At 45.2% G+C, this 14164-nt stretch carries 13 protein-coding genes; 11 read left to right on the top strand and 2 right to left on the bottom strand.

Going from position 1 to position 14164, the window contains the following annotated elements; genetic code table 11:
- Positions 1–11: 11 nt before the first annotated feature.
- On the bottom strand, positions 12–707 hold the full coding sequence (locus tag O3Q51_17385) for an arylesterase (GenBank protein MCZ4410593.1): 696 nt from the start codon (positions 705–707) through the stop codon (positions 12–14).
- An 80-nt stretch (positions 708–787) separates the two neighbouring features.
- On the opposite strand from O3Q51_17385, the gene O3Q51_17380 reads away from it, so the two are divergent.
- Positions 788–1486, top strand: coding sequence for an ABC transporter ATP-binding protein (locus tag O3Q51_17380; GenBank protein MCZ4410592.1), 699 nt, complete (start codon positions 788–790; stop codon positions 1484–1486).
- Complete coding sequence (locus tag O3Q51_17375; GenBank protein ID MCZ4410591.1) at positions 1486–4026, top strand: FtsX-like permease family protein; 2541 nt, start codon at positions 1486–1488, stop codon at positions 4024–4026. The genes O3Q51_17380 and O3Q51_17375 overlap by 1 nt, the downstream gene beginning before the upstream one ends.
- Positions 4027–4149: 123 nt before the next feature.
- Here the strand turns inward: O3Q51_17375 and O3Q51_17370 are convergent, their stop codons facing one another.
- Positions 4150–5061, bottom strand: a complete 912-nt coding sequence (locus O3Q51_17370) for a LysR family transcriptional regulator (protein MCZ4410590.1) — start codon at positions 5059–5061, stop codon at positions 4150–4152.
- An 87-nt stretch (positions 5062–5148) separates the two neighbouring features.
- Between O3Q51_17370 and O3Q51_17365 the strand changes: the two genes are divergently transcribed.
- The 9 genes from O3Q51_17365 to O3Q51_17325 form a co-directional block, all read left to right on the top strand.
- Complete coding sequence (locus tag O3Q51_17365; GenBank protein MCZ4410589.1) at positions 5149–5460, top strand: hypothetical protein; 312 nt, start codon at positions 5149–5151, stop codon at positions 5458–5460.
- Positions 5461–5489: 29 nt separating this feature from the next.
- Positions 5490–7154, top strand: a complete 1665-nt coding sequence (locus O3Q51_17360; protein ID MCZ4410588.1) for a proton-conducting transporter membrane subunit — start codon at positions 5490–5492, stop codon at positions 7152–7154.
- 26 nt (positions 7155–7180) lie between these two features.
- Positions 7181–9694, top strand: a complete 2514-nt coding sequence (locus O3Q51_17355) for a DUF2309 domain-containing protein (GenBank protein ID MCZ4410587.1) — start codon at positions 7181–7183, stop codon at positions 9692–9694.
- Between the two features lie 269 nt (positions 9695–9963).
- The gene (gene yidD, locus O3Q51_17350) at positions 9964–10212 is read left to right on the top strand and encodes a membrane protein insertion efficiency factor YidD (protein MCZ4410586.1); all 249 of its coding nucleotides are present in this window, start codon (positions 9964–9966) and stop codon (positions 10210–10212) included.
- 1 nt (position 10213) lies between these two features.
- Entirely contained in the window at positions 10214–10696 is a 483-nt protein-coding gene (locus tag O3Q51_17345) for a hypothetical protein (protein ID MCZ4410585.1), read from the top strand.
- Positions 10683–11675, top strand: coding sequence for a porphobilinogen synthase (gene hemB / locus O3Q51_17340; GenBank protein MCZ4410584.1), 993 nt, complete (start codon positions 10683–10685; stop codon positions 11673–11675). Before O3Q51_17345 ends, hemB begins: the two co-directional genes overlap by 14 nt.
- Positions 11656–12669: an amidohydrolase family protein gene (locus O3Q51_17335; protein ID MCZ4410583.1), complete on the top strand. Its 1014-nt coding sequence runs from the start codon at positions 11656–11658 to the stop codon at positions 12667–12669. Before hemB ends, O3Q51_17335 begins: the two co-directional genes overlap by 20 nt.
- 184 nt (positions 12670–12853) lie before the next feature.
- Positions 12854–13195, top strand: coding sequence for a hypothetical protein (locus O3Q51_17330; GenBank protein MCZ4410582.1), 342 nt, complete (start codon positions 12854–12856; stop codon positions 13193–13195).
- Between the two features lie 19 nt (positions 13196–13214).
- On the top strand, positions 13215–14164 hold a 950-nt coding region (locus tag O3Q51_17325; GenBank protein MCZ4410581.1), incomplete at its 3' end, for a choice-of-anchor L domain-containing protein.

Genomic DNA, 14164 nt, shown 5'->3' with positions numbered 1-14164 from the left:
AAGAATAGCGACTATTGCTCAAGCATAGGCCCCAATATTTCCCACACGTTTTCGCGTACAATAAGATTTCCCTTAGGGTTAGGGTGTATCCCATCATCTTGATTAAGTGAATCTATTCCTCCGACTCCCTGCAAAAGAAAAGGGATAAGTTCGATGTCCTTGTTAAGAGCGATTTCTTTGAAAATGGGGTTGTAAGCTGCCATGTATTCTGAGCCCATGCTCGGTGGCACCATCATACCTGCCAGAATTACTTCTACCCCTTTCTCTAGCGCACGCACTTTATCGATGATTTCCAGTAGGTTCTTTTGAGTCTGCTCGGGCGGGAGGCCGCGTAATCCATCATTGGCGCCCAGTTCGAGCACGAAAATATTCACCTCATAATTACCGAGTACCCAATCGAGGCGATTGAGACCCGTAGCAGTTGTCTCACCGCTTACACCTGCATTGATCACCTCATAGTTTAACCCAAGCGAGTCGATGCGCTGTTGGATTAAGGCAGGAAAACTTTCCTCTGTTTTCACGCCATAACCCGCCGTGAGGCTATTGCCAAAAAAGAGAATCACCTGTTTGTCCTCAGCTCGCTCCGTATTTACTGTGGTAGATTGAGTCGTTTTTGCCGTCTCCTCCTTTGGAGCGGTATCACCACAAGCAGAAAAAACCAAGAGTCCCGTGGTGACGACGAGCAGTTTAATATTGTTAATTAGCATAATCGATATCTATCAAACAAAACATCCGGTAGCTTTGTCGGTTTTGAAACTATTCCTTTTATCCGAAACCCCATATTTCCATGAATAACGAGCCCATTTTACGGATACGCGAACTTACGAAGAACTACAAAAGCGGATCTCGACAGTTGACTGTACTCAACAAAGTGAGTCTCGATGTGAAACGCGGATCTACTTGCGCAATTGTGGGGCCTTCAGGGAGTGGTAAGACCACCTTGCTAGGACTCTCGGCGGGCCTAGACGTACCTTCCTCGGGCTCGGTTACCCTCAACGGAATTTCGCTCGACAAACTCAGCGAGGATGAAAAAGCACAGGTGCGCAGTGCTCATGTGGGGTTTATTTTTCAAAGTTTCAACCTGCTTCCTACGCTTACTGCCTTAGAAAATGTCATGATTCCATTGGAATTGAAGGGTGACAAAAAGGCTCGAAAAAAGGCAAATGACTTGCTCGAAAAAGTAGGATTGGCCGATAGAGGAGGCCACTACCCCACCCAGCTTTCAGGCGGGGAGCAGCAAAGAGTGTCGATTGCACGGGCTTTTGCCAATGAGCCTTCTATACTCTTCGCCGATGAGCCCACTGGAAATCTAGACGGCGAGACGGGCACCACCATAGAAGAATTGATCTTCCGACTCAATACCGATGCCGGAACGACATTGATCCTCGTTACCCACGACCTTGATCTGGCGCAACGCGCCGGACGGATAATACACATGAAAAACGGAAAATTGTTTTCCGACACCTTAGCCGACTCCGTATCGTGATGGGAACGAATAAAGCAGGATTCGGTTGGTTGACAAAAATGGCTTTGCGCGACAGCCGCAGAAATGCCTCGCGACTTCTCCTTTTTATGAGTAGCATCGTTTTGGGTATTGCCGCCTTGGTGGCCATCAATTCCTTTGGCGAAAACCTAAACGATGAGATCGATGGAGAAGCCAAAGCACTGCTCGGCGCCGACCTCGAAATAAGTAGCCGCACGCCGATTCCTGATGAAGTGAGGCAACGTTTTGACTCGCTCGGATTTGAAATGTCTGAGGAAATGAGCTTTGCCTCCATGGTTTACTTTCCCAAGAATGACGGCACGAGACTCATCAACGTGCGAGCGGTGGAAGAGAACTTTCCCTTTTACGGAGAGATCATTACCGAGCCTGCCGGCAAAGCGACCAAGTTTACCGAAGGGCAAAAAGCCTTAATAGATCAAACACTCTTGCTCCAATTTGACGCCTTTCCCGGCGATTCAGTGAAGGTTGGAGAAGTGACCTTCCTCATCGAAGGTAGCGTGCTGGAAGTGCCCGGGCAATCTGCCATCACCACCACGGTTGCACCTCCCGTTTTCATTCCCCTTCGCCTGATGGAAGAAACGGGGCTGAATCAATTGGGAAGCCGAATTAATTATAAGATTTACGCAAAGTATCCCGAGGGATTTGACAATGCCGTTTTTACAGAATACCTCTCACCTTGGCTCGAAACAACCGAATTGAGTTTCGATGATGTGGCTGAGCGAAAAGAGGAAATTGGAGATGCTTATTCAGACCTTACGGGTTTTTTGAACCTGACGGCTTTCGTAGCTCTCATCTTGGGATGTATTGGTGTGGCGGGTTCCGTCCATATTTACCTCAAAGAAAAAACCACGGCAGTGGCGGTTCTCCGCGTTCTCGGTGCTTCGGGTCGGCAAGCAATGGCCATTTTCTTGATCCAAGTGCTGGCAATGGCCCTAATCGGGTCAGTGCTAGGAGCATCGCTGGGGGCGGCCATTCAGTATTTTCTACCCGCTCTTTTCGACGATTTCCTTTTGGTAGATGTGGCTATTAGTCTCAGCTGGTCTTCTATTCTCGAAGGCATTCTCACTGGAGTGATTGCCGCCGTGCTATTTGCTCTTCTTTCCCTGGTGCGTTTACGAAAGATATCGCCACTTAGGGCCATTCGCACTTCCCTTGAGCCGGCCGTTAAGGATAAAGCGCCATGGGTGGCGGGAGCAGGAATTCTCGTCTTTATCCTTATTTTTTCGCGATTGCAGCTCAACGAGTGGAGCAGTGCCCTTTCTTTTTCGCTAGGCATTCTGGTAGCTTTCGCCATCTTGGCGGGGCTGGCGCAACTAGCCATCTATTTCGCCAAGCGCTTTTTCCCTTCGAGGAGCCCTTTCGTATGGCGGCAGGGCTTGGCCAATCTCTACCGACCGAATAATCAAACACTCATTCTGGTGGTCACCATTGGGCTGGGAACCGCTCTGATCACTACGCTTTTTATCAGTCAGGAGCTTCTTGTCGACAAGGTGAAGTTGACCTCCGCACCCGAGAGCCGCCCCAACATGGTACTTTTTGATATCCAATCAAATCAGGTAGAAAATGTGCGGGAACTAACCCAGAAAAGTGGCCTACCCGTGATCAGTGAAGTGCCCATCGTCACTATGCGACTGGAAGGCATTAAAGGCCGGGGCATAGAAGAGTTGAGAGCCGATACTACTGCCAACATCCGCGACTGGGTTTTGAGCAGGGAGTACCGTGTGAGCTACCGTGACAGCCTCAGCGAATCGGAAACATTGCTGAGCGGTCAATGGCAGGAAAATTACAAAGGAAGCGGCGACAGCATTTTCGTGTCACTCGAGAAGCGACTTCGTGAAGACATGAACGTAGATCTCGGTGATGAACTCATTTTCAATGTACAAGGCGCTCGCTTGAAAACCTATGTGGGGAGTATTCGAGAAGTAGATTGGCAGCGAATGCAAACCAATTTTCTGGTAGTGTTCCCGAAAGGAGTATTGGAAAATGCCCCGAAATTTCACGTTCTGCTCACGCGGTTTGAATCACCCGATCAATCCGCTTCTTTTCAGCAAAAATTGGTAAAGCAATTCCCAAACATATCCGTCATTGACCTGCAATTGGTATTGGAAACCATCGACACGGTGCTTTCCAAGGTGAGCTTTGCCATTCGTTTTATGGCCTTCTTCAGCATATTCACCGGATTGCTGGTGCTCACGGGCTCAGTGCTTATCAGCAAATACCAACGCATGCAAGAGAGTGTTTTACTACGCACCCTCGGCGCTCGGCGAAATCAGATACTTCTGATTAATGCCATGGAGTATTTTCTATTGGGAAGCTTGGCGGCCATGTCGGGTATTGTAATTGCTTTGATGGCAGGAAGCCTATTGGCTTGGCTCAGTTTCGAAACCACTCTCACGCCCGATTTATTGGTCCTTCTCGGGGTTTACCTTACCATCACTTCGCTCACCGTATTAATCGGACTCAGCAATAGCCGTAGTATTTTAAATAAGCCTCCCCTTGAGGTACTGAGGAAAGTGGTATAAGCTGGCTATAGATGCCATCCCGTAAGACATCACAAAGAAATCAGGACTAACAAAAAAGGCAACTTTCAATGCCTCTTTTATTTGGGAAGATCTTTTTACAAGCCTCCCAAAAAGTTTCCAAGACTACTTTCCAGAGGCTTGCTCATACTTCATATACCAATCAAAATGATCGATTAGTATTCTTTGTTTTTCTGCCCTGACAAATTCAAGATAGGTTAGAGCCACGGGAGATAGCTTTTTCCCTTTCAGCCAAATCAATCTCCATTCTGTTGTGATAGGCAATCCCTCGGCTTCTAGAATATGCATTTGCCCGTTTAGCAGTTCATTTTGTATCCCAATTAAAGGCATTATGGAATAGCCCAGTCCTGCGATAACTGCTTGTTTTACGGCCTCGTTTGAAGTAAGCTCCATCTGCTTTCGCTGCTGTCCTTCACGAGAAACAAAATAGGATTCCATCGAAGCCCTTGTGGCAGAGCCCTCTTCCCTATAGATAAGGGGCTTGTTCTCCTTTCTCTCCACTTGATTTCCGATGAAATAAAGCTTGTTTTCAATCAGGATTTCTTCTTCTACATTCAACTTTTCGGGCAATACAGACACCAAGGCAAAATCGATCTCATTCTTTTTCAGGCTATCAACCACCTTTGTTTTGTTCGTCACGTCCAGTAAGAGGTCTATTCCCTTGTGTTTTTCGAGAAACTCCGTTAAAAAGAATGGAATGACATACTTACCGGTAGAGGCAGCAGAAATGCGCAGCTTTCCCGTCACGATGCCCTGGAAAGCCTGAGTTTTATAATTAATACTTTCCAATTCCTGTACCATGCGCTCGGCGATCACTGCTATTTCTTTTCCAAAATCAGTGATATATAGCTGCCGACCGATAACCTCTGTCAGCGGAATCTCGAATTGGTCTTGCAACTTTTTTAACTGTATGGATACGGCAGGCTGAGTCATAAATAACTCTTCCGAAGCTTTGGTAATACTACGTGTCTGTACAACTTTCAGAAATATTTGAAGCTGATGAATGGTATAGTTCATAAACTATCGTTTATACACATCATAATAAATATAAATGCAAATATATGGATCAACTTTCTAACCTTTGCCCCACAAACAAAAAAAATCATGACAAATTCATCACCCGAATTACAAGGAAACAAATTAGTTGAAAAAGCAGATTACGATCTGATTAAAGGAGACTTCACACCCGAAGAAGCCTTGGAAATTCTTAATTATTTAATTGATAAGAAAATCAACTTCCATGAGTTGAAGACTTTCAGTACTGAGATCAGATTTGGTCAAGTACATGAAAAATCAGTAAAGCGCACGGAAGAATTGAAGCAGAGTAAAACTGCCATCAAAGAACTTATTCAATTGGCGGAAGAAAAAGGCAAGACTTTACGCTTAAAATCTAGCGTAACAATAGAATTTCTCTAGACGGAAAACTCAACCAAAACATTTAAGCAATGAATCAATCCTTAATATCTCTGATTGCAGTAGCATCACCTGTAATATTTGCTCTTACTGCTTTGGTTTCGTGGTTTGAGCGAGGTTTACGTCCGTCTACTGTGAAAAAGATGGCAGTAGTCTCCACTTGGATCAGCATTGTAATAGCCGCAATCAGCGGTTTTTTTGTGTTCGAGTATGGAATGCTTGAAACTTCGTTTATTGACATAGAAGGCCTTGGCCTCAGCTTGCGTTTTGATTCGGTGAGCACCCTAATGTTTGGCATGATTGCACTCATTGGTTTTATCGTGGTGCGCTTTAGCCTGAACTACTTAGATGGCGACGAAAGACAAGGTGCATTTATCGGCCGGCTTGCGGCCACTATGGCATCCGTTCAACTTCTGGTTCTTTCTGGGAATCTCGCCATTCTTTTTCTATCATGGGTTCTCACCAGCATGTCTCTGCATCGCCTTTTGGTTTTTTACAAAGAGCGACCGGGCGCGATCATCTCCGCGCGTAAAAAGTTTATCCTTGCGCGGTTGGGTGATGCTTGTCTCCTAGCAGCGACCGTTTTGCTCTACACTCTCTATGGTACAGGCAATCTGGAAAGCATTTTTGATTCACTACAAACAGCCATTGCCTCAGGTCAAACTCCCGAAGGAATTGAAACTGTTGCAGGTCTGCTCGCAGGAGCCGCATTGCTAAAGTCCGCACAATTTCCTACGCATGGTTGGTTAATAGAGGTGATGGAAACACCGACTCCGGTGTCGGCGTTGCTGCATGCAGGATTACTCAACGCAGGACCATTTCTTATCATCAGAATGGCCTACGTCATGGACGCGAGTACTTATGCGTCAATGGTACTAATCGGCATTGGAGGGTTTACTGCACTGTTTGCGTCAGTCGTCTTCCTTACTCAAACCTCAGTCAAGACGGCCTTGGCTTATTCAAGCATCGCTCACATGGGTTTCAGCTTAATGACTTGCGGACTCGGGGCTTATGCAGCAGCTATGCTGCACTTGGTAGCCCACTCCTTCTATAAAGCTCATTCATTCCTATCATCGGGTAGTGTGATTGACACCATTCGATCAGCCAAAGTAAAATCGGCTAAAAGGATTGGTAGCCCTGTTAGAATTGCACTTGGAATACTACTAGGTCTTGGTGTTTACACTGGATTCGCTATCCTTTGGGGAATTGACCCGATAAAAGAACGTTCGCTTCTAATAATCGGCGGAATAATAGCATTGGGGCTTTCCAGACTCTTTACTTCCGCATTGGATTCGAATGGAAGCATGAAGTTGATTTTGAGGGCATCTTTTCTTTCTCTCGTTGTCACGACTGCATTCTTTACCTTGGAATCGGGAATGCACTTCATATTGGCAAATGAGCTGCCCGTATTGGCCATTCCAGGAACACCGGAAACCATTCTAATGGGTGGTATCCTACTGATTTTCACAGGCACAGTATTTATCCAAATCATTGCCCCCCTCATTTCGACATCACCATTCACTAGAGCTTGGGCGATCCATTTGAGAAATGGTTTATATGTAAATACCGTTTTTGACCGAACGGTGCGTTCGCTATACTCTCATGGAACAGAGCGCAAACCTCAAGTGATAGAGAGCCTTGAGCAAATCAATCACCAACAGGTAGAAATCAAAAAACCTCTAGTTGAGACCGTCTAACCTCCCTCATTCTCAATCCGAACATCATGAAAGACTTAAACATAGCTAACAGTCAAGTGGACATCTTCAAAAAGCTGAATGCTGATCAAAAGCGGCTGGTAAACACTTTGAGAACAGCTTGTAAAAAAATTGCACCAGTGTGGCCTTTGGAAAACTTTGTTGCCGTAAATCCATATCTCGGATTTACTGATAAAAAGTTCAGTTCAGTAGCCCAAGAACTAGCAGCGGCAGGAGGTATTCAGATGACTTTACCTACTTCTTTTTACTTACAAAAGATTAAAGAGGGCCGGATTCAGATGGATGATCTGACAACTGCATTAAATAGCCGAAGAATCTATACGGATGCATGGAAATTCATTGAAGGATTAGAAAAGGATTCACATAACTGCGAAGAAACATCAACGTTCGCGACCGTTGCTGATATTGCCACTCAAGTGACCAATAAAGACTGGAATCGCTTTATCGTTGGCAGAATATCTACCTGGGCAGCTTCATACTTTGACAATGGCCAAGCTGTTTGGTCTACTGCTGATCAGAAGGCGGGATTGTTTGCGTCGTGGAAGGCCGAAGCCCTTATTGACCGCACCCCTGAATTAAGCGGATTAAAGGGATTTAGAAAATTGATAAAAGCCCTGCCTGATCACCCCGTTGAAGCAACTGAATATGCTTTAAATCAACTGAAGATTTCAGATGATGGAACTTCTCTCTACCTCCATCGCTTACTTCTCCGTATGGGAGGTTGGTCGGCATATGCTGCTCGACTGGATTGGGATAGCGAGTTAAATGGTGGTAAGGATGGAAAACTGATGGAATTTTTGGCCGTTCTCTTGTGTTGGGAAATCTGTTTACTTGAAAGTCTTCACTCACAGGAATTAGAAACCAAATGGAATAGTGCGCGCTCTATATTGGCGCATGTTAATGTCGAAAAAGACCTCAACCAAAACCTGATCAACAACCTGATTCTGCAGGAAGCATTTGATGCATCTGCCCAACGTCATCTTGTAAGTAAGTTTAAGGGAGAGCAGAAGAGTGAGGAAAAGAAGACTAAACAAGCCAAAGCGCAAGCCATCTTTTGCATTGATGTGCGATCAGAAGTATACCGTAGAAATCTTGAGTTGGCTGATAGCCAAATTGAAACGCTCGGATTTGCCGGGTTCTTTGCTTTCCCTATCGAGTATGTACCCGTAGGTCATGATCATGGCGAAGCGCAATGTCCTGTTCTATTGACTACGGGACCAAAAATAATGGAGCAGTTGCCCGATGAGGATCAAAACAAATCGGCCCTAAATAATCGAATTCTGCATAGACAAGTTCAACAAGTCTGGAAGTCTTTCAAATCAGGAGCAGTGACTTGTTTCAGCTTCGTAAGTCCAATGGGGTTGAGCTATCTACCAAAGATCTTTACAGATGCTTTTGGCTGGACCAGACCTGTCCCCAATCCTAATACGGTAGGAACGAAAGATGATTTTTCTGAAAAGAAAGGAATCAGCCTGGCTACGGATAAAGATGATCCGACCGTAGGAATCTCATTGGATCAACAAATTGAAATGGGTCAAAATGCTTTGAAGGCCATGTCGCTGGATAGTGATTTTGCGAAATTCGTAATGATTACCGGCCATGGGTCTACGATGGTCAATAATCCGCATGCTACAGGATACGACTGCGGCGCTTGCGGAGGTCATACGGGTGAAGCCAATGCCAGAGTAGCGGCCGCGGTTTTGAATAATCCTAAAGTGAGAACGGCATTGCTCGAGGCAAATATTTCCATCCCATCGAATACGGTATTCCTCGCCTGTCTTCACGATACGACTACTGATGAAGTGAGTATTTTGAATGAGACAGATGTACCCGCTGATAAAGCTGAAGACTTAATCGACCTAAAGAAGTCTCTAGCCATAGCTGGTAAAGCAACCAGAACGGAACGTTCTCTGCGATTAACGTCAGGTAACGCTTCTCAAAGCGACAAGGCAATGATGGCAAGAAGTAAAGACTGGGCACAATTGCGTCCCGAATGGGGACTAGCGGGATGCTCTGCTTTTGTGGTAGCGCCACGCGGAAGAACCAAAGGAATCGATCTCGAAGGAAAGTCCTTCTTGCACTCGTATGAATGGAGGAAGGATACGGAGTTTTCAGTCCTGGAACTGATCATGACGGCACCGATGGTAGTAACGAGCTGGATCAACTTGCAGTACTACGGTTCGACTGTAGACAACAAAAACTTCGGGTCGGGAAATAAGACCCTTCATAATGTAACCGCCGGAGTTGGCGTACTTGAAGGATATTCAGGTGACTTAAGAGTAGGACTGCCATTGCAGTCAATACACGATGGGGAGCAATTTCAGCACGACCCACTCCGCTTGAACGTGATCATAGAAGCACCGATTGAAGCCATGAATTCCATCTTGGAGAAACACAAAGCCGTCAGAGACTTATGCGACAATGGATGGATATACCTGATGGCCATGGATGATGAGGGAAAAGTATCACATCGCTACAGCGGAAACCTGACTTGGGAAGAAGTTCTTAGAAACGCTGCTTAACTCTGCAGCAAGAGAAAAGTTAGTAAGCGATACTTTCGAAAGTCCTTCTCAAAATGTATTTCATATTGGGATTAGTCTTATCACTATTTTTTTACAGAAAAAGGTGATATGGCACCAGCGATGAATATCTGAAAATATTCGTTAAGGTGTGCTGATTGGACTTTTTTAATCACTTCGCTAAGATTCAGATCTCCTACGCCATCAAATCTCGCTAAAAATGACGTAGATCACACCTTTAAGCTTAAGGGAATACGTATTTTTGCAGCCGCATGAAAGTGCTCAACATAATATTTATTGGATTCGTCCGATTCTATCAAGTTGCCATTTCGCCTTGGTTTGGTGCCAACTGTAGGTTCACTCCCACTTGCTCCAGCTATACTATAGAGGCCATTAATGAATGGGGAGCGTTTAAGGGAACTTGGATGGGAATTAGGCGTATTTCAAAATGTCACCCCTGGGGATCACACGGGTATGACCCGGTTCCCCGAAAGGAGAAAACAGAAAAAACGAAAAGTTAATATGCGTTGGATTATCATTTTAAGTTTGGGATTGGCCGTGATGGCAAGTTGCGGAGATTCAGGTCGGGGCCAAAACCGAACCATCAAAGAGGCGGCAGCAATACATGAGGAAATCATGACGAGGCACGATTCCATCTACTCTGCATTGATGCAGGTAAAGACCCGTGTGACAGCAGAATTAGAGGAAGGTATTTCTAACAAGGATAAAAAATCTGCTTACGATGCAATGATTCGGAGCATTGACAAGAGTTTTCGTGCTTTGGCCTCTTGGGAAGAGTCGGTAGTTTCGGTACCTGGTTACGAACACAAACACGACGGAGATCACCACCACAGCCACGATCCTATGAAAGAAGAAATAGCTGCAGGAATGAGCGACAAAGAGATTTTGGAGCTCCAAATAGCACTTAAAGAAAGACTCGATGAAGTAGCTGCTCAGATTAGAGGGCTGCTCATTACAATAGACATGTACGATCAAAATGGTTAACAGACCCAGAAGAAACCGCAAGTCACCGGCGATTCGAAGCTTGGTGCGTGAAACTCGATTGACTCCCGATCGATTGATCTACCCGCTATTCATCACGGCAGATAAATCGGCGTACAATCCAATTTCTTCATTGCCCGGACAGGCACAACTAGGCGAAAAAGAACTTCTACGAGAAATAGAGGAATCGTTAAAACTCGGCATCAATGCCTTTGTTCTCTTTCCCGCTGTAGAGGAAGAACTCAAAAATGATACTGCATCTTATTCATGGGCAGAAGAAAACTTTTACCTGCACCGAATCAAAGGCATTAAAGATCGATTTCCCGAATCAGTTTTGATGAGCGACGTGGCCATGGACCCATACAGCTCTGACGGACACGACGGCTTGGTGAAAAATGGTAAGATTTTGAATGACGAAACACTGCCCATTTTATCAAAAATGTCCGTAGCTCAAGCGCAAGCGGGGATTGATATCATAGGTCCATCCGATATGATGGATGGCCGAGTTGGAGAAATCAGAACAGCACTGGACGAAAACGGCTACACTGATGTGTCTATCATGTCGTATACTGCTAAGTATGCCAGTGCGTATTACGGTCCTTTCCGAGATGCACTGGATTCAACACCAAAATTCGGGGACAAAAAAACCTACCAAATGGATCCTGCCAATTCCTTGGAGGCATTACGAGAAGCTTTGCTGGATGAGGAAGAAGGTGCCGACTTCTTAATGGTTAAGCCCGCACTGTGTTACCTGGATATTATAGCCAAGTTAAAGGAATTCAGCTCATTGCCCATATCCGCTTACAATGTTAGCGGAGAGTATGCCATGATCAAAGCAGCAGCAGAAAAAGGCTGGCTTGACGAGGCAAAAGCTGCTGACGAGATGCTTCTTAGCATAGCGCGCTCCGGAGCAGATATAATTTTAACTTACTTTGCGAAAGACTACGCAACCCGATTCCTGAATGGAAATATTCACCATTGATATCCACACGCATATTCTCCCTGAGAATATTCCCTCCTTTCGGGAGCGCTTTGGATACGGTGGCTTTATACACTTAGATCATCATGTGCCTTGCCGCGCAAGGATGATGATGGATAACAAATTCTTTCGCGAGGTAGAAGACAATTGCTGGGATGCCGAAGCCCGCATGAAAGAGTGCAATGAACAGCACGTTGATGTTCAAGTTCTGAGTACGGTCCCCGTCATGTTCAGCTATTGGGCCAAACCTGAAGACTGCCTTCAGGTTTCTCGTTTCCTCAATGATCATATTGCTGAAATTGTCGATCGCTATCCGAAGAGGTTCGTTGGCTTGGGAACACTTCCCATGCAAGACCCTGAGCTGGCTATCCGGGAATTACAAAGGTGCAAGGAAATAGGCCTGACGGGTGTTGAAATTGGTTCCCATGTAAACGACTGGAATCTCAATGACCCAAACATTTTCCCTGTTTTTGAGGCTTGTCAAGATTTAGACATGTGTGTCTTCATTCACCCGTGGGATATGATGGGCAAGAGTAAGATGGAGCGCTATTGGCTACCTTGGTTGGTAGGAATGCCCGCAGAAACATCGCTGGCTATATGCTCAATGATATTTGGTGGAGTTTTTGAAAGATTACCAAAACTAAGAGTAGCTTTTGCTCATGGTGGAGGTTCTTTTCCGGCTACCGTAGGTCGTGTAGAGCATGGGTTTAATGTTCGTCCCGATCTATGCGCGGTAGACAATAATGTTAACCCTCGAGACTATCTCGGTAAGTTTTGGATAGATTCTTTGGTTCATGATCCAAACGTGCTGGATTACGTTGTGAAATTGATGGGAGCCAACCGAATAGCCTTGGGGACGGACTATCCCTTTCCTTTGGGAGAACTTCAGCCAGGCCAACTCATCCACTCCATGTCTTATGACGACGAGCTGAAAGAGCAACTATTGAGCGGTTCCGCACTCTCTTGGCTCAATTTGGCCAAAGACAAATTCAGCTGATTTTTCCCTACCCCACTTTCGTAAAAAAAAACATCTTAAAGCTCAGCTTGTTAAGAAAACGACATTGTTCATGTTTTGGCTGACTGTCGTACAAAAAAACCCGCGCTAGTAGTTAATATTGTGTGTGCAACAAACCTTCTCCGAAAATCGGGGTAGCCAAAAACCTAATGTTAAATACCTTAATATGAAAACACTAAAGAACATGTTCATCGCTTGCATGGTTTTTTCAAGTCTTGCCCTCTTCGGCCAAACTGAAAATTCACTGGCCATTCAAGAGGACGGAACTTTCCAAATTCCATCTACAAATCTCAAAGAAGTCTATTCAATCGACATTTCCTCTTTGGAATTGAATTCAATCGAAGAGGCTGTAGAATTCTTCTCTGAGAAAAACACCAACTTAATCATGTTCAGACCCAATGCGGACGGAACAACCGCAACGGTATTCTTGCAAATTAATAGAAAACCCGAATGGTCTGTTTCTGACTGGAACAATACCATCTCTGACATCAACCTTCTTGAACAATAAATCCTAATCAAAACCAAACATGAAACGATTTTTTACCCAATTCTTCGGAATACTAGCGGGTTGTCTTTTATTAAATACAGGGTTTGCTCAGCTTTCTGCAACCGAATCATCGGATGCGAACGAATTGATCGAACTCTTTCTAAACGACAACGGCAATTTGACATACTCCAATGCAACCTTAATTGGTGCTGAAGGTGCCTCCGGTACTTATATGAATGCCGACTTCGGCGCGAGCGAAGGAGTAATACTCTCTACAGGAGTAGTAGTAGACGCTGCGGGTCCAAACAACTCGATGGCGACAACTACTGTAAACGGAGTTGCAGGCGATGACGACCTGGAACAATTGACTGATCAATCAACGAATGATGCTGTTTCGCTCTCAGCGGATTTTGTAGCTGAAGGAAGCAATATCAGCTTTTCATACTTGTTCGCATCAGAAGATTACAGTGCTTATGTGTGCTCACCATTCTCTGATGTGATGGCCGTATTTGTCGACGGAGGAGAATATGACAATCAAAATATTGCTTTGGTTCCCGGGACCGATTTATTGGTTACATCCAATACCATAAACTCGGGCTCAATCGAAGATAATATATGGAGTGAAGAAGGATGCCCTGAAGGAGGACTGGATAATAGTGCCTACTATGTGGACAACGAAGGCGGGCTGAACCATGAGTACAACGGACGCACTATATCACTAGAAGGTGAGTTCACCGTTACTCCAGGCGAATCGTATACAATAAGATGGGTGATTGCTGACGGAGGAGATGCATTATTCGATAGCGCGTTACTCTTGGAAGCAGGTAGCCTCAGCTCTTCTGATAGTGAGTGCACCGCCGTAGGTGGAGAACTGACCGTAGATGGTCCGACCACTGTTTGTAAGAGCGATGGAATCGATGACAGCTTCACGCTCCAAGTAGAAGGAGCTGAAGGTGAAAATCAAGTTTTCGTAGCTACTTTCCTGAATGG

The organism is Cryomorphaceae bacterium 1068 (assembly GCA_027214385.1).
Lineage (GTDB): Bacteria > Bacteroidota > Bacteroidia > Flavobacteriales_D > Cryomorphaceae > JAKVAV01.
This window is presented reverse-complemented; position numbering and strand designations above follow the sequence as displayed.

Excerpts from the sequence above, each read along its gene's own strand:
- O3Q51_17385 (MCZ4410593.1), bottom strand. The coding sequence starts at position 707 with ATGCTAATTAACAATATTAAACTGCTCGTCGTCACCACGGGACTCTTG.
- O3Q51_17380 (MCZ4410592.1), top strand. The coding sequence starts at position 788 with ATGAATAACGAGCCCATTTTACGGATACGCGAACTTACGAAGAACTAC.
- O3Q51_17375 (MCZ4410591.1), top strand. The coding sequence starts at position 1,486 with ATGGGAACGAATAAAGCAGGATTCGGTTGGTTGACAAAAATGGCTTTG.
- O3Q51_17370 (MCZ4410590.1), bottom strand. The coding sequence starts at position 5,061 with ATGAACTATACCATTCATCAGCTTCAAATATTTCTGAAAGTTGTACAG.
- O3Q51_17365 (MCZ4410589.1), top strand. The coding sequence starts at position 5,149 with ATGACAAATTCATCACCCGAATTACAAGGAAACAAATTAGTTGAAAAA.
- O3Q51_17360 (MCZ4410588.1), top strand. The coding sequence starts at position 5,490 with ATGAATCAATCCTTAATATCTCTGATTGCAGTAGCATCACCTGTAATA.
- O3Q51_17355 (MCZ4410587.1), top strand. The coding sequence starts at position 7,181 with ATGAAAGACTTAAACATAGCTAACAGTCAAGTGGACATCTTCAAAAAG.
- yidD (MCZ4410586.1), top strand. The coding sequence starts at position 9,964 with ATGAAAGTGCTCAACATAATATTTATTGGATTCGTCCGATTCTATCAA.
- O3Q51_17345 (MCZ4410585.1), top strand. The coding sequence starts at position 10,214 with ATGCGTTGGATTATCATTTTAAGTTTGGGATTGGCCGTGATGGCAAGT.
- O3Q51_17335 (MCZ4410583.1), top strand. The coding sequence starts at position 11,656 with ATGGAAATATTCACCATTGATATCCACACGCATATTCTCCCTGAGAAT.
- O3Q51_17330 (MCZ4410582.1), top strand. The coding sequence starts at position 12,854 with ATGAAAACACTAAAGAACATGTTCATCGCTTGCATGGTTTTTTCAAGT.